An 18,730-nucleotide genomic window follows, 5' to 3' on the forward strand; every position below is an offset into this window, starting at 1 on the left:
CGGATGCCACGCTGACGGATTTTCAGCCGAATTTGCAGGCATTTAGACCCTTGCACGGCCATCCTTTTCTGGATGGCCGTGCCGGATCAGCGGCCGCCAATCACGCCGATATAATCAGAGACCCAACGGTAATACGGTACGCAGGCGTCGTTCTGGCTGGCGCATTTCGAGGTCGGCGTCGTCCAGAAATGAACCTTCTCGAAATTATCGAAGCCGTTGGTTGTGCAGCCTTCCTTGGTCTGCTGCCCGCTGCCGTCCGTGCAGGCGGCAGGCACCGAGGGATTGGCGCCGAACCACACCGACAGGTCGCTTTGCAGATTCGAGGACAGCGTATGCTCCATCCACATATAGGCGCAGTTCGGATTGGCCGAGTCCACGCTCATCATGGTGGTGTCGGCCCATCCGGTCACGCCCTCCTCGGGGAACGTCGAGCCGACGGGCTGGTTCTCGCCCTTCAGCAGGTTCACCTGGAACGGCCATGACCCCGAGGCGACCACGCCCTCGTTCTTGAAGTCGTCGATCTGGATGAATGCGTCGTGCCAGTAGCGGCCGACAAGCTTGCGCTGTTCGCGCAACAGGTCCAGCGCCGCCTTGTACTGGTCCTCATTCAGCTCGTAAGGGCTCTTGATGCCAAGTTCGGGCTTGTGCGCCATCAAATATTGCGCAGCGTCCGCGATGTGGATCGGGCCGTCATAGGCCTGAACGCGGCCCGCATTCGGCTTGCCGTCCGGCAGGTCCATCGGCTCGAACACCACGTTCCAGCTCTTCGGCGCTTCCTTGAAGACATTGGTGTTGTACATCAGCACGTTCGGCCCCCACATATAGGGGACGCCATAATGCACGCCGTCGACCGTGTGCCACGGCGCGTCCTTAAGGCGGTCGTCCACCGCCGACCAGCTCTTGATGAGGTCGACATTGATCGGCTGGACGCGCTTCCCCGCAACCAGCCGCAGCGAGGCGTCGCCGGACGCGGTGACGAGGTCGAAGCCGCCTTCGTTCATCAGCGCCACCATCTCGTCCGATGTGTTGGCAGTCTTGACGTTGACCTTGCAGCCGCTCGCCTGCTCGAATTTGGTCACCCAGTCGAAGTTCTTGTCGGTTTCGCCGCGCTCGATATAGCCCGGCCAGGCAACAATGCTGACCTGGCCTTCCGCAGCGCCGATTTCCTTGACCTGCGCAGCAGCATGGGCGGTGAAGCTCAGCACCAACGCGAGTGCGGTACATGATTTCATGATAGATTGCATCGTGACATCTCCCATTGCAGGGCCCGCTCTGAAACGGCGGTGTCATCCCCTGGTTGAAAGGTGCTTTGAATTTCAACCATTCGCAAATTCATTTGTCAGAACGTCGATATCGGAATTTCCGATAGATCAGCGCTGCCTTGTCGCGCGTTGCCCTTGAGCCACCGCGATGAAGTCGCGCGCCGTTGCGGTCAGCCCCGACCCGCGCCGCCAGACCATGCCCACCTGCACCACGGGCAGCGTGCCCGAAATGTCGCGCGACTCGATGCGGTCGCCTTCCAGCGACCATGGCCGGTAGACGAGGTCGGGCAGGAGCGCGACGCCCGCGCCCGTCGCGACGAGGCTGCGCACCGCCTCGACCGAGCGCGTGCGAAAGGCGACATGCGGCTTGCGCCCGAGCGCTGCCAGCAGCTTGCCGGTGTTCTCCTCGATCTCGTCGATGGTGAGCATGATGAGCGGCTCGGAGGCAAGGTCCTGCAGGCCGATGATCTCCGCGCCCGCGAGGTGGTGCCCAAGCGGCAGCCACAGCCGGTAGGGCGATACCTCGATGATCTCGGCCTGCAAGGCCATGCGATCACGCAGGTTTGAAATTACCATCACGGCGACGTCGAGTTCCCCGCCGATGAGGAGATGCTCCAGATAGTCGCCATTGTCCTCTACCGCAGACACTTGCACACCCGGAAAAGCGCGGCGGTATCGCGCCAAAAGGTCGGACAGCACGTAGCCCGCCACCAGCGACGTGACGCCGAGATGCAGTTTCCCCCCGCGCTCCGCCGCCTCGCCGGAAAAAGCGCGGCGCGCGTCGGACACGCCGGTCAGTATCTTCGTCGCATGCCGCAGGAACTGGTGGCCCTGATGCGTGATGTTGAGCCCGCGCGGGTGCCGCTCGAACAGCGCCACGCCGAGGTCGGCCTCAAGCTCCTTGATTGCTTCCGTCACCGAGGATTGCGAGATGGACAATGCCTGCGCCGCTCCCGATACCGTGCCTTGCTCCGCAACGGCCACGAAGAACTGCAACTGCCTGAGGGTGAACGCCATATCCGCAATAAATACGGACACGGGGCGGCGTGGAAGGCGGAATCGTCGCCCGGCGTTTCGATGCCACAGTTGTTTTGTTCGCGCTTTGCGCTAAATCGGAGTCTGCCCGGAAAGAAATACCGGCATGGGAGATTCCGATGGCTGGTCCTGACGCACGAAAGACCCTCGTCCTGACGGGTGCCAGCCGCGGCATCGGCCACGCCACCGTAAAGCGCTTTTCGCGCGAAGGCTGGCGCGTCATAACCTGCTCCCGCCAGGCATTTGCGGAAAACTGTCCCTGGCCGGCCGGCCCGGAGGACCACATCAAGGTCGACCTCGCCGATCCCGAGGATGTCGGCGTGGCCGTTTCCGAAATCCGCCACCGCCTTGAGGCCAATGAGGGTCAATTGACCGCATTGGTCAACAATGCGGGAATTTCTCCGAAGCTGCCGAACGGCGGCGAACGCATGAACTCGATCGATACGCCGATGCATGTGTGGCGCGACGTGTTCCAGGTGAATTTCTTTGCGCCCATCATGCTGGCGCGCGGCCTGTTCAAGGAACTGGCCGCCGGCAAGGGGTCCATCGTCAACGTCACCTCGATCGCGGGGACCCGCGTGCATCCGTTCGCAGGAACGGCCTATGCCACCTCCAAGGCAGCGCTCGGTGCGCTCACCCGCGAAATGGCCGCCGACTTCGGCCCGCACGGCATCCGCGTGAACGCCATCGCGCCCGGCGAAATCGACACCGCTATCCTGTCGCCAGGAACGGACAAGATCGTCGAAGGCATCCCGTTGCGCCGCCTCGGCTCTACCGCAGAGGTCGCCGACATCATCTATTTCCTGTGCTCCAGCCAGTCGTCCTATGTCACCGGGGCGGAAATCCACATCAATGGCGGCCAGCACGTCTGACGCAGGGGCGGTCAGGATGGGGCAAGATTCTTTATATATTAGACATTGCTTGTCTTGTGCTCGGGCTTCGACCTCAATAGTATCCGCGCGTTCAGCGGCTAGAATGAGGATGACCCTCCATGACAGGCAAAGCTCGGCCCAATGACGCGGAAGTAACCGACCTCCCGCAGATCCCTATCCGCAAATCCGTCGAGCCACCGTCAACGAAGGGCAGTGACGCTCCGGGTTCAGCCGAGAAGAAGGCACCCGCCAGCGCGCCGGCGCCCGCCAACACGCCGGCCCACACCGGCCACGGCATTGCGCGCAACCCCGGCATGAAGCTCGACATCGGCTTTGTGGAGTCGCTGCGCAACGTCAACCGCTCGGCGCTTGAACGCCGTGTCCAGACCATGGCGAAACGCCGCTCGATCAAGGGTGACAACCAGGCGGCCTGGCTGCTGCGCGCCATTGCCTTGATGGACCTCACCTCCCTCAACTCCGGCGACACGGACGAGCGCATCCGTCGCCTTTGCGCCAAGGCGCTGCAACCGCTTCGCCGCGACATTGCGCTCGGTCTCGGGCTCGGCCAGACCGCGATCCGTCCCGCTGCCATATGCGTCTATCATCCCTTCGTCGCGACCGCCGTGGACGTGCTGAAAGGATCGGGAATCCATGTTGCCGCCGTATCCACTGCATTTCCGCACGGGCTTGCGCCGCTCGACACGAGGCTCAAGGAAATCGAGGCTTCGGTCGCGGACGGCGCGGACGAAATCGACGTCGTGATCAAGCGCGGCCTCGTCTACGAAGCCAAATGGCAGGAACTCTATGATGAAATTGCCGCCATGCGCGCGGCCTGCGGCGACGCACATATCAAGGTGATCCTCGGCACGGGCGATCTTGCGACGCTGCGCAACGTGACGCTCGCCTCCATGGTGGCGATGATGGCGGGCGCCGATTTCATCAAGACCTCGACGGGCAAGGAAAACGTCAACGCAACGCTACCCGTGGGCCTCGCCATGGTGCGCGCCATCCGCGCCTATTTCGAGGAGACAGGTTACATGATCGGCTTCAAGCCGGCGGGCGGCATTTCCACCGCCAAGGCCGCGCTGGACTGGCTCGTCCTGATCAAGGAAGAGCTGGGACGGCCGTGGCTGGAACCGGAGCTTTTCCGCTTCGGCGCATCGAGCCTGCTCACCGACATCGAGCGTCAGCTCGAACATCATGTAACCGGCCACTACTCGGCCAACCATCGCCACGCGCTGGCTTGAGGGGGAGTTCGGCCATGAATGTTCTCGAACGCTTCCACGCAATGGAATACGGCCTGGCACCGGAAAGCCGGGAGGAAGCCGACATCTGGCTCGGCTCACGGGATTTCTCAAAGGCCCTGTTCATCGGCGGCGAATGGCGCGCCGCTTCGGACGGCAAGACGTTCGAAACGCGCGACCCCTCGACGGGTCGGGTGCTGACGCGCGTTTCCGAAGCGACCAAGGCAGACGTCGATGCTGCTGTCGCAGTCGCGCAGAAGGCCCTGCCGAAATGGTCCGCGACCACCGGTTTCGAGCGTGCGAAGGTGATTTACGCGATCGCGCGCGGGATGCAGCGCCATCAGCGTCTTTTCGCCGTGCTGGAATCCATCGACAACGGCAAGCCGATCCGGGAAAGCCGCGACGTGGACGTGCCGCTCGCGATCCGCCACTTCCTCCACCATGCCGGGTGGGCGCAGACGCTGGAGAAGGAGTTTCCCGACCAGAAGGCTGTCGGCGTGGTCGGGCAGATCATCCCTTGGAACTTCCCGCTGCTGATGCTTGCCTGGAAGATTGCGCCCGCCCTTGCGGCAGGGTGCACCATTGTCCTCAAGCCTGCTGAATTCACGCCGCTGACGGCGGTTCTGTTCGCGGAGGTCTGCGAGCGCGCGGGCGTGCCGAAGGGCGTCATCAACATCATTCCCGGCGGACCCGATACAGGCGAAGCCATCGTCAACCATCCGGGCGTCGACAAGATCGCGTTCACCGGCTCCTCAGAGGTGGGCAAGATCATCCGCAGGGCGACTGCGGGATCGGGCAAGAAATTGTCGCTCGAACTCGGCGGCAAATCAGCATTCATCGTTTTTGACGATGCCGATCTCGACAGCGCGGTCGAAGGTCTGGTGGACGGCATCTGGTTCAACCAGGGGCAGGTCTGCTGCGCCGGTTCGCGCCTGCTGGTGCAGGAAAGCGTCGCGGATGCGCTCATCGCCAAGGTCAAGCAGCGCATGTCGCGCTTGCGCGTCGGCTTGCCGCTCGACAAGAACACCGACATCGGGCCGCTTGCCGACAAGACCCAGCTTGAACGTGTGAAGGGTCTGGTTTCCGAAGGAACCGCGCAGGGCGCGGATTGCTGGCAGCCGGATTTCGCGCTGCCCGCCTCGGGCTATTTCGTGCTGCCGACGCTCGCCACCGGCGTATCGCCATCCAATATCCTCGCGCAGGAAGAAGTGTTCGGCCCGGTTCTCGCCACGATGACCTTCCGCAACCAGGACGAAGCGATCGAGATTGCCAACAATACGCGCTTCGGCCTTGCCGCGTCGATCTGGAGTGAAAACCTCAATGTTGCGCTGCACGTCGCGCCGCAGCTCAAGGCGGGCGTGGTGTGGATCAACGGCACCAATATGTTCGACGCCGCCTGCGGTTTCGGCGGTTATCGGGAAAGCGGCTTCGGACGCGAAGGCGGACGCGAAGGCATGTTCGAATATCTGGCGCCGAGGGCCGCGCCGGGAGCCGAGATCAAGCCGGTGACCAAGACGGGCTTTCAGCGGCAGAGCGACTACGACATCCTCTCTATCGACCGCACCGCAAAGCTGTTTATCGGCGGCAAGCAGGTTCGCCCGGACGGCAATTACTCCTTCCCCGTCCTCGACAAGAAGGGACGGCTGGCGGGAGAATCCGGCCAAGGCAATCGCAAGGACATACGCGATGCCGTCGCCGCGGCAAGGGCCTGCAAAGCATGGGGCGAGACGACCGCCTACAACCGCGCGCAGGTGCTCTATTACTTTGCCGAAAACCTGTCCGTTCGGGCTGCGGAGTTCGCCGCGCGAATCGCACAGCTTTCAGGAGTCGCGCCCGCTGCTGCCCGGACTGAAGTCGACCTTTCCATTGAACGGCTGTTCTACCACGCGGGAATAGCCGACAAGTTCGAAGGGCGTGTGCACCAGCCGCCGTCGCGCACAGTCGCGCTGTCGTTGCACGAGCCGGTCGGGGTCCTTGCAGCCGTCCCGGGAGACAATGCTCCCCTGCTCGGCCTGATCTCCATGATCGCGCCTGCCCTCTCCATGGGCAACACGGTCGTCGCCGTGCCTTCCGCCGTTTCACCGCTCATCGCCACCGGGCTCTACGAGGTGATCGAATATTCCGACCTGCCAGCGGGTGCGATCAACATCGTGACCGGCTATCCGTCGGAATTGACTGCGGTTCTCGCCCGCCACGACGATGTGGACGGGCTTTGGGTGGTCGCCGATGCAGAGACCTGCGCCGATGCTGAATCCGAGTCCGCCGGCAATCTCAAGCGGGTCTGGACGAGCAACGGACGCGCCATCGACTGGACATCGGATTCCCACAACGACGCATTCCTGCGCCGCGCCGTCGAGGTGAAGAACGTCTGGGTGCCTTATGGGGATTGAGTGTGAAATATGTAAGGCATAACTTGACACTTTGTCGGAGTTAGCTTACACTCATCAATGATCGAGAGCTTTCGCAGCAAGGCCCTTAAGCGGTACTGGACCAAGGGGGACGACACCGGGATCAGGCCGGACTGGCGAAAGAAGGTTCGTATTCTTTTGTCACGCCTGGATGCGGCTCGTGAGCCCGATGACATGGATGTCATCGGATTTGGCTTTCATGTGCTCAGAGGAGAGCAGGCGGGGCGCTTCGCCGTCTGGATTTCCCGGAACTGGCGGATCACCTTCTCATGGGACAATGAAAACGCCACCGATGTCGAAATGGAGGACTATCATGGCGACTGAGACGTTGCGCCATTCATCCATTGAACCCGCCCACCCGGGCGAAATGCTTGGCGAGATCATGATTCCTGCCACAGGCAAGAGCAAGGCGGAGATCGCGCGTCTGCTCGGAATTTCTCGGCAGACCTTGTATGACCTGCTCAATCGGAAACAGCCCGTTACCCCGGCAATCGCCGTTAGGCTGGGCAAGCTCTTCGGAGACGGGCCCGGTGTCTGGATCAGGATGCAGGCGGCCTACGATACATGGCACGCTGAACGCGAAATCGACGTCAGCGGTATCGAAACCCTGAAAGTGGCGTAGGATCACGCAATCCTTCGCCCGTCCTCGCCAAACCTGTAGACCCGTCCCGGCGCGGGTGTAGCGTACAGGACTGCGCCCGGCTCGACCTTGTATTCCCCGAACAGGCGCACAGTGATGCGCCCGGCCTTTTCGGTATCCAGATAGAGATTCGTGTCCGCGCCGAGATGCTCGGCATGAATGACGACACCTTTCCAGTCGCCCGCTTTGGCATCGACCGAAATATGCTCGGGCCGAACGCCCACGGTTTTCACCTTCTCGCCAAGCCGTGCGCCATCGATGAAGTTCATCTTCGGTGAACCGATGAACCCCGCGACGAACGTGTTGGCAGGACTGTTGTAGAGGTCCATCGGCGCGCCGACCTGTTCTATCCGTCCGGCGTTCAGAACGACGATCTTGTCCGCCAGCGTCATAGCTTCAACCTGGTCATGCGTCACATAGATCATTGTCGACTTCAAGCGACGATGCAGTTCGGCGATCTCAAGCCGCGTGTTCACCCGCAGCGCGGCATCCAGATTTGACAAAGGCTCGTCGAAGAGAAACAGCTTCGGCTCCCGCACGACCGCGCGCCCGATCGCCACGCGCTGGCGCTGGCCGCCGGACAGTTCGGCGGGACGGCGCTCAAGATACGGCTCCAGCGACAGCATGGTGGACGCCACGCCGATCCGGCGCTCGATCTCCTTCGCCTCTTCGCCCGCCTGCTTCAGTCCGAGGCCCATATTGTTCTTCACGGTCAGGTGCGGATAAAGCGCATAGGTCTGGAACACCATGGCGATGCCGCGCTTCGCAGGCGGAACGTCGTTGATGCGCTGTCCGTCGATGTTCACGCCGCCGGAGGTCGCGTCCTCCAGCCCCGCGATGATCCTGAGCAAAGTTGACTTGCCACACCCGGACGGCCCGACGAAAACGACGAACTCGCCGTCTTTCACATCAAGGTCGATACCTTTCAGCACATCCACCTTGCCGAAGGACTTCGTGACTTTTTCGATTGCAAGCGAACCCACGGCAAACTCCTATAGCTTCACCGCGCGCCCGGTGCGCACGCTCTCGTCCGCCGCAAGGCAAACCGCCAGCGACTTGACCGCATCGTCCATGTGGCGGGAAAGGTCCATATCCTCGCGGACAGCTTTCAGCAGGAACGCCTGCTCAAGGTCACACAATTGCTGATGCCCCGGCTCGCCTTCCATCGAAAGCAATTGGTCCGGCGTGGTGAATTTCCCATCCGCTCCTGTAGCGGCGCGATGAATACGTAGCCGCGAGGTTTTGGTGTGCGTGTCGATGTCGTCCGATCTGGCGCTTTCATCCATGACGATGGAGACACAGCCCTTCGGTGAGATCACGTCCTTTACGAAAAAGGCCGTTTCCGAGATCATCGGCCCCCAACCCGCCTCGTACCAGCCAACCGAGCCATCTTCGAACAGGACCTGCAGATGCCCGTAATTGTACATGTCGGGCGCTATCTCGTCCGACAGCCGCAGCCCCATGCCCCGCACCTCGACCGGGCGCGCATCGGTGATCTGGCACATCACATCCACATAGTGGACGCCGCAATCGACGATGGGCGGCGTGGTCTGCATGAGCTGCCTGTGCGTTGCCCATGTCGGCCCGCTGGATTGCTGGTTGAGGTTCATGCGGAACACATAGGGTCCACCCAGCGCACGCGCTTCCGCGATCAGCCGCACCCAGGAGGGGTGGTGGCGCAGGATATAGCCGATCACCAGCTTGCGGCCGTTCGCCTTTGCGGCCGCCACCACGCGCCGCGCGTCAGCGACACTCGTCGCCAGCGGCTTTTCCACGAACACATGGCAGCCCGCTTCAAGCGCCTTCACCGCATAGTCGGCATGGCTGTCCGAATAGGTGTTGATGGAAGCGATATCCGGCCTTTCATCGGTCAGAACTTCGTCGAACGAACGGCGGATGGCGTGATGTTTCAACTGCTCCGGCAGCAGCACGTCCGAACGGTTCACCAGCGCAGCGATCTTGAAGCCGGGATTGGTTTCATAAGCCAGCGCATGGCTGCGGCCCATATTGCCAAGGCCCGCCACGACAACGCGCAAGGGCTTCTGCGCACTCATTTCACTGCTCCCGACGTGATGCCGCGGATCAACTGCCGCGAGAAGATGACATAGAGGACCAGCACCGGCAGGATGGCGAGGGAAAGCGCCGCCAGCACCGCGTTCCAGTTGGTGACATACTGCCCGATGAAGATTTGCGCGCCGAGCGTTACCGTCTTGGTCTGTTCGGACGGCGCGAGGATCAGCGGGAACCACAGATCGTTCCAGATCGGGATCATGGTGAACACGGCGACCGTCGCCATGGCGGGCCGCACCAGCGGCAGCACGAGCTGGAAGAAGATGCGGTATTCGGACAGCCCGTCGATGCGTCCGGCGTTCTTCAGATCGTCCGAAACCTGCTTCATGAATTCGGACAGGATGAACACCGCCAGCGGCAATCCTTGCGCCGTATAGACAAGGATCAGCGCCGTCAGCGTGTTGACCAGCCCGCTCGCCACCATCAATTGCAGGATTGCCACCGTGCCGAGCCGGATCGGGATCATGATGCCGAGCGCCAGGTACAGGCCCATCAGCGTGTTGCCCCTGAACCGGTATTCCGAGAGCGCGAAGGCTGCCATGGCACCGAACAGCAGCACGAGGAACAGCGACACCACGGTCACGATCAGGCTGTTCTGGAAATAGAGGAAGAAGTCGCCCTGCTTCAGCACGGTCGTGTAGCCGATGGGATCGAATGTTTCCGGCCCCGGCAGCGAAAGCGGCGAACGAAAGATGGCGTTCCTAGACTTGAACGAATTGATGACGATCAGGAACACCGGAAACAGCGCGATCAGCGTGTAGGCGATCAGCACCGCATGGGCGGCGATCGAGCAAACGGGGGAGGATGTTGCCTTGCTCATCTTCGCCTCAGAACTGATAGCGCCTGAGGCGCGTCTGGATGGCGAACAGATAGACGCAGACGCCGGCGAGAATGATGAAGAACATCATCGACGCAATCGTCGCGCCCATGTTGGGATCGCCGAGCTGGAGCTGGAAGCCGAAGAAGGTGCGGTAGAGGAACGTGCCCAGAATATCGGTCGAGTAGTTCGGTCCCGCCATGGCGCCCTGCGCCGAATAGATCAGGTCGAAGGCGTTGAAATTGCCCACGAAGGTCAGGATCGAAATGATGCCGATGGCGGGCAGGATCAGCGGCAGCTTGATCCTCCAGAACTGCGCCATGCCGGTAATGCCGTCCATTTCCGCCGCTTCGATCACCTCGTCGGGGATGGATAACAGCGCGGCGTAGATCAGCATCATCGGAATGCCGACGAACTGCCACACCGAGATCAGGCCGAGCGCCGTCAGCGCGTATTCCTCCTTGCCGAGCCATGGCGTGAACCAGCTCTTGAGGCCGACGAGGCCCATCATCGAGGGCGCGACGCCCCAGAGCGGCGACAGGATCAGCTTCCAGATGAAGCCCACCACGACGAAGGAAAGCACCGTCGGTACAAAGATCGCGGTGCGGTAAAGGGCGGCGAAGCGCAGCTTCGGGTGCGACAGGATCGCCGCCAGCGCTATGCCGATCGGGTTCTGCACCAGCATGTGGATGATGAAGAACCACATATTGTTGCCCAGCGCGTTCCAGAAGCTGGAAGACCAGCGCGGGTCGCCGAAAAGCGTGCGGAAATTCTCCAGTCCGACGAACCGGCTGATGCCGTCAACTGCCCGGAAGAGTGACAATTGCAGCGTGCCGAACAGCGGCAGGATCATCACCGCCGTATAGACCAGCACCGCGGGCGCGAGGAACACCGCAATGTGCCAGCGGAAGGGGCGTCGTGCATATGCGGTTTCGGTCGCCATGGCTGTCGTCGTTACCCTTTTGCGGGCGGCTCTGCCCCTCACTGTCCTGCCGGACATCTCTCCCCGCCTGCGGGGAGAGAGACGCGGTCATTCAAGGTTTCGCCACCCTCTCCCCGTGAACGGGGAAAGGGTGAGGGCCTTGGCCTTACTTTGCCGGCTTATACCAGCTATCCAGACCCTTCTGCAGTTCCTCGGCAGCCTGCTGCGGCGTTTCCGTGCCGTTGATCACATTGGCCGATTTCACCCAGGTTTCGTTCTCCAGGTTCGGCGTGCCGCGCGACAGGATCTGGTAGGTCGAACGAATGGTCGACTTGCACTTGTCGCGCCATGACACGAATTCCTGAGCCAGCGGGTCTTCCATCTTCACCGGCGTCGAGGACAGGCTGAAGAAGCCCGGCAGCGCATTGGCATAGATCGTCGCAAATTCCGGCGAGGCCACCCAGGAGAGGAATTTCTTCGCCGCCTCTGGGTTCGCCGTCTTGGCGTTCATGCCGATACCGATGTCATTGTGGTCGGAGATGTAGCAGGTGTCGCCCGCATTCTTCACCGGCGGCGGGAACGCACCCATTTTGAACTGCGCCTGCGTGTTGAAGCCGGAAATTTCCCACGAACCCGCCGGATAGATGGCGGCGCGGCCAAGCGTGAAAAGGTTCTGGCTGTCGGGGTAGGTCTGCGCCTCGAAGCCGTCGCCGAGATAGGGTTTCCACTTCGCCAGTTCCTCAAAGGGTGCAACCCATTGCGGATCGGTCAGCTTCTGCTCGCCCTTGATGAGAGCCAGGCGGCCTTCCTCGCCTTGCCAGTAATTCGGGCCGATGTTCTGGTAGCCCATGGTGGCGGCTTCCCAGAGGTCCTTGGTGCCCATCGCCATCGGAATGTAGTTTCCGTCGGCCTTGATCTTGTCGAGCGCGGCGAAGAACTCGGCTTCGGTCGTGGGTGGGGCGATGCCAAGCTGGTCGAATGCGTCCTTGTTGTAGATGAAGCCGTGAATCACCGAGGCCATGGGCACGCAGAAGGTGGCCTTGCCGTCGTCGGTGGTCCATGCGGACTTCGCGACATCGGTGAAGTTCTCCATGCCGGGCACGCCGGTCAGATCAGCGAGATGACCCTTGTTGAAAAGTTCGAGCGAAGCGTCGAACGGGCGGCAGGTGATGAGGTCGCCTGCCGAACCGGCATCAAGCTTGGCATTGAGCGCCGCGTTGTATTCCGTGGGCGCGGACGGCGCAAATGTCACTTTGATGCCGGGGTTCGCGGCTTCAAATGCCGGAATGAGCTTCTCCTGCCAGATGGACAGGTCGTCATTGCGCCAGCTCTCTATGGTCAGCGTGGCATCCTGCGCGAATGCGCCGCTGGCCATACCAATAGCACTCGATCCCAACAATAGGGCGATCAGAACTCTGTTTTTCATTTGCATTCTCCCTGTTTGGGCGTTTTCGCCCCGCTATGATTGGAGCCGGTGCTCCCCTCGATCATTGCCAAGGCCGGTCGCAGTCGTTGACCGGCGCTTTTCAGCAGGCGCTCGGCATCCGCCGCATCCCTGGCGCCTGACGCCATGAGGATTGCAGCTTTGACCGAGCCACCGCTTCTCCCGAGAAGCTCGGCCGCAGTTTCCGGCGCACAACCGGCAATCGCGGCGACGATGCGCGCGGCGCGGTCCTTGAGCTTCACATTGTCTGGACGAAGATTGACCATATAGCCGTCGTGCACATGGCCGAGATGAATGGCCATCATGGTCGACATCATGTTGAGCGCGATCTTCTGAGCCGTTCCCGCACCCATGCGCGTCGAGCCGGCGATCACCTCCGCCGGCGTTTCGATCAGGACCGGCACATCGGCGAGGTCGAACAGGGGCGCTCCGGCATTGTTGGCGATGCCGACCGTCGTCGCGCCGCGAACCCCCGCTTCCAGCAGCGCGCCGAGCGCATAGGGCGTGGTGCCGCTTGCCGACACAGCGATCAGGCAGTCGCCCTCACCGATCCGCGCATTTGCCACGTCCGAGCGCGCAAGATCCGCGTCGTCTTCCGCGCCATTGGCCAATTCATGGAAATTGGCCGCGCCGCCCGCCAGCAGGATGACGATGCGGTCACGCGCAAGCCCGAAGGTGCCGGGGAGTTCCAGCCCGTCCGCCAGCGCCATCAGGCCTGAACTGCCCGCCGCCGCGTATGCGATCCTGCCGCCGTCCGCCAAGGCGCGCGCAACCGCCTCGGCAGCCCGGGCGATGGAAGGAATGGCGGCCACAACGGCGCGCGCCGCTTCCGTCTGACCATCGGCCAACACACGCAAAACCGCTTCCGGCGCGCGAAGGTCGAGGCCTTGCGCCTTGCTGTGCTGCGTCTCGGTGCGACGTTCCGCCATTCGCATCCTCCTTCTCCAAAGTAATACCAAAAAAATACCACTTGTCCAGAGGGCGTTAACGATTTGACATTCAATATCCCTTAATTGCGCATTTTCGTTCAAATTTTAGCAGGCCGAAAGTTAACGCTTGGCAATTGGTATTTTATTGGTATCATTGCCGCAGAGGGAGGCCCGTTTGGCTTATGTACTCGGCATAGATGGCGGCGGCACGAGCTGCCGCGCCGCTCTGGCGGCGGCTGACGGTCGCATCATCGGACGCGGCTCCAGCGGATCGGCCAACATTCGCACGGACTTGTCCGGCGCGCGCGCCAGCATCGTCAAGGCGGCGGAACTCGCGCTGGCCGATGCGGGACTGGACGTGGACATCTTCGCACAGACCGCCGCGGTCCTTGGGCTTGCCGGAGCCAATGTGGGTACCTATGCGCAGCAGGTCGAGGCCATCCTACCGTTCAGGACGAGCCGGGTCGTGACAGACGCATTGATCGCCCTTGAGGGCGCAGTCGGCGCGGGCGACGGCGCAATCGCGATCCTCGGCACCGGAACGGCATTCATGTCGCGCAAGGGCGGCGAAGTCAGGGCCATCGGCGGATGGGGGTTCATCATCGGCGATCAGGGCAGCGGCGCGCGCATCGGGCGCGACCTGCTTGAAGAAACGCTTCTGGCGCATGACGGCATCGTAAAGGCCACCGCGCTCACCGAAGCCGTGCTTGCGATCTATCGAAACGACCCCCGTGACGTGGTGGAATTCACCACTTCCGCCAAGCCCGGCGACTTCGGCGGATTTGCTCCAATGGTGTTCGCCCATGCGGCGAAGGGCGATGAGACGGCCTTGCGCATTGTCGAGCGCGCAAGGCAGGCTATCGAGGCCTCGCTGGATGCGCTGGACCCTCGGCCCGGCGCGCCGCTTTGCCTGCTTGGCGGCATGGCGCCGCTCTTTGCGCCGCGCCTTTCCAGCCGCTTCCGCTCCCTGCTTCAGCCGCCGCAATGGGATGCTCTGGGCGGGGCGGTAGCGATGGCGGCGCGGCTGTTCGGGGAAACGGGAGGCGAGGATGTCCGGTGACGCCGCGCTGATCCTCGCACCGCTGAAAGAAGCCGGGCCGGGAGCCCCGCTCTATGTCAGGCTGCGCAAGGCGATCGAGGATGCGGTCCGGCGCGGAGCGCTGGTGCCGGGCGATGCGCTGCCTTCCGAACGTGACATCGCCGCCAGCGCCGACATTTCCCGCGTCACGGTGCGCAAGGCCATTCAGGACCTCGTTCAGCATGGAGTTCTCGTGCAGCGCCACGGCTCCGGCACGTTCGTTGCCCCGCGCATGGAACGGGTCGAGCAATCGCTATCGCGGCTGACCTCCTTCACCGAGGATATGGCGCGGCGCGGCCTCGATGTGCGTTCGGTCTGGCTGGACCGCGGCGTCTACGCACCCTCCCCGGAAGAAATGATGGCGCTCGGCCTTTCCGCCGATGCGATGGTGTCGCGCGTCAGCCGGCTGCGCATCGCGAACGACATGCCGCTTGCCATCGAACGGGCATCCATTTCGGCCGGGTTCCTGCCCGATCCGAATATGATCGGCTCTTCCCTTTACGCCGCACTTGAAGAACAGGGCTGCAAGCCGGTCAGGGCCGTCCAGCGCATTTCGGCTGCGAATCTCGGCGAGGCGGATGCGGAACTGCTGAACGTCGAGCCGGGATCGGCCAGCCTGAACATCGAGCGCATATCTTACCTTCCGAGCGGCAAGGTGGTCGAGTTCACGCGTTCGGTCTATCGCGGTGACGCCTATGATTTCGTGGCCGAACTCCGGCTTGGCTCCGGCGAAGGAGCAGCGGCATGACGCAGACCCATATGCGGCGCGAGGTTCTGGAAATTCCGCACGCCGTGGCGCGCCTCTTGGACAGTTCGGCGGCGGAAATGCAGCGCACGGGCGATGCGTTGCGGGCGCTCGACCCGCATGTTCTGGTCAGCGTGGCGCGCGGCTCCTCGGACCATGCGGCCTCCTTCCTGCAATATGCAATCGAACTGACGGCAGGTGTTCCGGTGGCGTCGCTCGGGCCGTCCATCGGCTCGATCTACGGAGCGCGGCTCAGACTGACGAATGCCGCCTGCCTTGCCATCTCGCAGTCCGGCAAGAGCCCTGACATTGTGGCGATGGCAAAAACGGCCCGCGAAGGCGGTGCACTGACCATCGCTCTCACCAACACGCCGGGGTCGCCGCTGGCGCAGGTTTCGAACCACGCAATCGACATTGCCGCCGGACCGGAACTGTCAGTCGCCGCGACAAAGACATTCGTCAACTCCGCCGTGGCCGGTCTCGCCCTGCTGGCGTACTGGATCAGGGATGACCAACTACTGCGCGCATTGCACGCTCTGCCCCGGCATCTCGAAGACGCCATTGCCTGCGACTGGTCCATGTTCGCCGATGCGGTGGGCGACGAAAATTCGCTGTTCGTGCTGGGGCGCGGGCCATCGCTGGCAATCGCCAACGAGGTCGCGTTGAAATTCAAGGAAACCTGTTCGATCCATGCGGAAGCCTACAGCGCCGCCGAAGTCATGCATGGGCCGCTGGCGCTGGTCGGACCCGGATTTCCGGTCTTGGTGCTGGCGAGCCGCGATAAATCGGAGGAAACCGTCACGCAATCGGCGGACGGGCTGGCCGAACGGCATGCGGCGGTCTTTGCGACATCCGGCAAGGTGAAGGCGGCGGCCCGCCTGCCCTATGCGGCGACGGGCCATTGGCTCACCGATCCGCTGGCACTGGTCGCTTCGTTCTATTCTTTCATCGAAGCCTTTGCCTTGCGCCGTGGGCTGAACCCCGACGAGCCGCGCAATCTGCGCAAGGTCACGGAGACACTATGACCGGGCAAATCGCATATATTGCGCCCCGCATCTTCGACGGGGAACGCTGGCATGAGAATGCCGCGCTGTTGGTGGCCGACGGAACCGTCGCGGCGATCCTGCCGCAGGGCGACCTGCCTGCCGGAACGGAGACCACCAGATTTTCCGATGGATTCCTCGCGCCGGGCTTTGTCGATCTGCAAGTGAACGGCGGCGGAGGCGTGATGCTGAACGACCACCGCAGCGTCGACGGCATCCGCACGATTTGTGCGGCCCATCGGCGCTTCGGCACCACGGCGCTACTGGCCACACTTATCACGGACACGCCGCAGGTCACGGCGGAAGCCGTTGGCGCAGGCATCGAGGCCGCAAGGCTGGGCGTTCCGGGATTTCTGGGGCTGCATCTCGAGGGCCCGCATCTGTCGCAGGCGCGCAAGGGAGCGCACGAGCCAGACCTGATCCGGGAGATGGAAGAGAGCGACCTTGCCAATCTCATTGCGGCGCGCAAGCAATTGCCGGTCCTGCTCACCACCGTCGCGGTGGAATCGGTGACGCCGCAGCAGATTGCGGCACTGGCGGGAGCAGGCGTGAAGGTCAGCATCGGCCATACCGAGGCCACCTTCGCTGCCGCGCAGGCCGCCTTCGAGGCCGGCGCTTCCACGGTGACGCATCTGTTCAACGCAATGAGCCAGATCGGCAACCGCGAACCCGGCCTGGTCGGGGCCGTCCTCGCAATCGGTGGCGTGTCGGCGGGACTGATCGCGGACGGCTACCACGTCCACCCGGAAAGCATCGGCATCGCGCTCAGGGCCAAGCGCGGGCCGGGCAACATCTTCCTCGTGACCGATGCAATGGCGACGCTGGGCACCGACCTCACCGAGTTCACCTTGAACGGTCGCACCATCAAGCGTTCAGGCGGCCGATTGACCTTGCTCGACGGGACTTTGGCAGGGGCTGACCTCGACATGATGTCGGCTGTGCGGTTCATGGTTCGCACGATCGGCGTGGATCTCAGCGAGGCGCTACGCATGGCCTCGCTCTACCCGGCGCGGGTCGCGGGCGTCGCGCAAACACATGGCCAGTTCGGCAATGGCGCGCGCGCCGATTTCGTCCATATCGGTGACAAACTCGACATTCTGGGCGTCTGGATCGCGGGGGAAGCCGCGCCGGAATCCTAGGCCGGAGCGCCCGCGACCGAGGCGCGAACGACCAGATCGACCGGCCAGATTTCGCCGTGCTTTCCTTCCTCAAGGCCGGAAATTCGGGCGGCCAGCCGCTCGGCTATGCGGGCGCCCGCGGTGCGGATGGAAGATCTCGTGGTCGCCAGCGGAACCGAGAAATTCTCAGGCTTCAGCCACGGAAAAACGTCGTCATGGGCAATCAGCGAAAGGTCCTTCGGCATGTCGATTTCGAGATCGCGTGCTGCGCGCACCACCCCCAGCGCCATGATCAGGCTGGAACACAATATGCCGGTGGGTCGCGGCGAGGATTCCAGCAGACCTCTGGCCGCGCGATAGCCGTTCTCCTCCGTCATGGTGAGCGAGCGGATCATCGCCGTTTCGAGCCCGACCCCGCTGGATTCCAGCGCAGTGCGCAAACCCCGCTCGCGGAAGATCGCAAAGGTCTCGGCTGACTGGCCGTTGATGAGGGCGATCCTGCGGTGGCCAAGCTGCACGAGCAGTCGCCCGGCCTGATGAAACGCACCCTCATTGTCGATGTCCGTGAAGGGATAGTCGAAGCCGAGCCCCTCGCTGCGGCCATGGACGATGTAGGGAAGTCCCAATTGTTCCAACAACTTGACCCGCTTGTCGGCAGGTCTGGGCGACGAGACATAGAGCGCATCGACCTGCTTGTTGGCGACCACACGGCGATAGGTCGTTTCTTCGTCCAGCGCATCTGCGGGGCTCAGAACGAGGTCGAGGTCATGCGCCCGCGCATAGTCGCCGAGACCCGACAGGAACTCCACGAAATGGGGGTCGATATCGACCGCATTGCCGGTGGGCAGGATATAGCCGATCATCCCAGCCTTGCCGGTCGCCAGCCGCCGTGCGCTGGGGTTCGGGCGGTAGCCGTGGCGGCGGGCGGCGTCCATGACGCGGCGTCGGGTTTCCTCGTTGACCTCGGGATAGCCGTTCAGCGCACGGCTGACCGTGGTCTGCGAAAGCTCCAGCATCTGCGATAGCTGTTTGAGATTCATTACCAATCCCCAAAGCGCTTTTATTATTGTGTACACCCCCGAACTTTCAAGCGTTTTGATCAA

18 protein-coding genes are annotated in these 18,730 nt (G+C 62.7%); 9 read left to right on the top strand and 9 right to left on the bottom strand.

Features of this window, described 5'->3' with window-relative positions:
• Positions 1-86: 86 nt before the first annotated feature.
• Positions 87-1,244, bottom strand: coding sequence for an ABC transporter substrate-binding protein (locus tag M9924_06210; protein MCO5063995.1), 1,158 nt, complete (start codon positions 1,242-1,244; stop codon positions 87-89).
• Between the two features lie 126 nt (positions 1,245-1,370).
• Positions 1,371-2,279, bottom strand: a complete 909-nt coding sequence (locus M9924_06215) for a LysR family transcriptional regulator (protein MCO5063996.1) — start codon at positions 2,277-2,279, stop codon at positions 1,371-1,373.
• A gap of 137 nt (positions 2,280-2,416) precedes the next feature.
• On the opposite strand from M9924_06215, the gene M9924_06220 reads away from it, so the two are divergent.
• From M9924_06220 to M9924_06240, 5 genes are all read left to right on the top strand, one after another.
• A complete protein-coding gene (locus tag M9924_06220) occupies positions 2,417-3,169 on the top strand; it encodes an SDR family oxidoreductase (protein MCO5063997.1) in 753 nt (250 codons plus the stop codon).
• Positions 3,170-3,288: 119 nt separating this feature from the next.
• Positions 3,289-4,416 (top strand): deoxyribose-phosphate aldolase, encoded by a 1,128-nt coding sequence (deoC, locus tag M9924_06225; protein ID MCO5063998.1) that lies wholly within the window; start codon positions 3,289-3,291, stop codon positions 4,414-4,416.
• 14 nt (positions 4,417-4,430) lie between these two features.
• Complete coding sequence (locus tag M9924_06230; GenBank protein MCO5063999.1) at positions 4,431-6,803, top strand: aldehyde dehydrogenase family protein; 2,373 nt, start codon at positions 4,431-4,433, stop codon at positions 6,801-6,803.
• A gap of 57 nt (positions 6,804-6,860) precedes the next feature.
• Entirely contained in the window at positions 6,861-7,145 is a 285-nt protein-coding gene (locus M9924_06235; protein MCO5064000.1) for a type II toxin-antitoxin system RelE/ParE family toxin, read from the top strand.
• On the top strand, positions 7,135-7,443 hold the full coding sequence (locus M9924_06240) for a HigA family addiction module antitoxin (GenBank protein MCO5064001.1): 309 nt from the start codon (positions 7,135-7,137) through the stop codon (positions 7,441-7,443). The genes M9924_06235 and M9924_06240 overlap by 11 nt, the downstream gene beginning before the upstream one ends.
• Positions 7,444-7,445: 2 nt before the next feature.
• Here M9924_06240 and M9924_06245 read toward each other — a convergent pair whose 3' ends face one another.
• The 6 genes from M9924_06245 to M9924_06270 all read right to left on the bottom strand — a co-directional run bounded on the left by M9924_06245 (position 7,446) and on the right by M9924_06270 (position 13,643).
• Positions 7,446-8,429: an ATP-binding cassette domain-containing protein gene (locus tag M9924_06245; GenBank protein MCO5064002.1), complete on the bottom strand. Its 984-nt coding sequence runs from the start codon at positions 8,427-8,429 to the stop codon at positions 7,446-7,448.
• Between the two features lie 24 nt (positions 8,430-8,453).
• Entirely contained in the window at positions 8,454-9,515 is a 1,062-nt protein-coding gene (locus M9924_06250) for a Gfo/Idh/MocA family oxidoreductase (protein ID MCO5064003.1), read from the bottom strand.
• Positions 9,512-10,351, bottom strand: coding sequence for a carbohydrate ABC transporter permease (locus tag M9924_06255; protein ID MCO5064004.1), 840 nt, complete (start codon positions 10,349-10,351; stop codon positions 9,512-9,514). Before M9924_06255 ends, M9924_06250 begins: the two co-directional genes overlap by 4 nt.
• Before the next feature lie 7 nt (positions 10,352-10,358).
• The gene (locus M9924_06260; protein MCO5064005.1) at positions 10,359-11,291 is read right to left on the bottom strand and encodes a sugar ABC transporter permease; all 933 of its coding nucleotides are present in this window, start codon (positions 11,289-11,291) and stop codon (positions 10,359-10,361) included.
• Between the two features lie 145 nt (positions 11,292-11,436).
• A complete protein-coding gene (locus M9924_06265) occupies positions 11,437-12,645 on the bottom strand; it encodes an ABC transporter substrate-binding protein (GenBank protein ID MCO5064006.1) in 1,209 nt (402 codons plus the stop codon).
• A 47-nt stretch (positions 12,646-12,692) separates the two neighbouring features.
• On the bottom strand, positions 12,693-13,643 hold the full coding sequence (locus M9924_06270; protein MCO5064007.1) for an N-acetylmuramic acid 6-phosphate etherase: 951 nt from the start codon (positions 13,641-13,643) through the stop codon (positions 12,693-12,695).
• A gap of 175 nt (positions 13,644-13,818) precedes the next feature.
• On the opposite strand from M9924_06270, the gene M9924_06275 reads away from it, so the two are divergent.
• Genes M9924_06275 through nagA form a run of 4 tightly spaced genes read left to right on the top strand, consistent with a single transcriptional unit; the run spans position 13,819 to position 17,648 of the window.
• A complete protein-coding gene (locus M9924_06275; GenBank protein MCO5064008.1) occupies positions 13,819-14,703 on the top strand; it encodes an N-acetylglucosamine kinase in 885 nt (294 codons plus the stop codon).
• The gene (locus M9924_06280; GenBank protein MCO5064009.1) at positions 14,693-15,469 is read left to right on the top strand and encodes a GntR family transcriptional regulator; all 777 of its coding nucleotides are present in this window, start codon (positions 14,693-14,695) and stop codon (positions 15,467-15,469) included. Before M9924_06275 ends, M9924_06280 begins: the two co-directional genes overlap by 11 nt.
• Positions 15,466-16,491 (top strand): SIS domain-containing protein, encoded by a 1,026-nt coding sequence (locus M9924_06285; GenBank protein ID MCO5064010.1) that lies wholly within the window; start codon positions 15,466-15,468, stop codon positions 16,489-16,491. Before M9924_06280 ends, M9924_06285 begins: the two co-directional genes overlap by 4 nt.
• A complete protein-coding gene (gene nagA / locus M9924_06290) occupies positions 16,488-17,648 on the top strand; it encodes an N-acetylglucosamine-6-phosphate deacetylase (GenBank protein MCO5064011.1) in 1,161 nt (386 codons plus the stop codon). The genes M9924_06285 and nagA overlap by 4 nt, the downstream gene beginning before the upstream one ends.
• Here nagA and M9924_06295 read toward each other — a convergent pair.
• On the bottom strand, positions 17,645-18,667 hold the full coding sequence (locus tag M9924_06295; protein ID MCO5064012.1) for a substrate-binding domain-containing protein: 1,023 nt from the start codon (positions 18,665-18,667) through the stop codon (positions 17,645-17,647). The two genes, nagA and M9924_06295, sit on opposite strands and share 4 nt — an antisense overlap.
• Between the last annotated feature and the right edge of the window lie 63 nt (positions 18,668-18,730).

The sequence above is a fragment of the Rhizobiaceae bacterium genome, assembly GCA_023953835.1.
Lineage (GTDB): Bacteria > Pseudomonadota > Alphaproteobacteria > Rhizobiales > Rhizobiaceae > Mesorhizobium_G.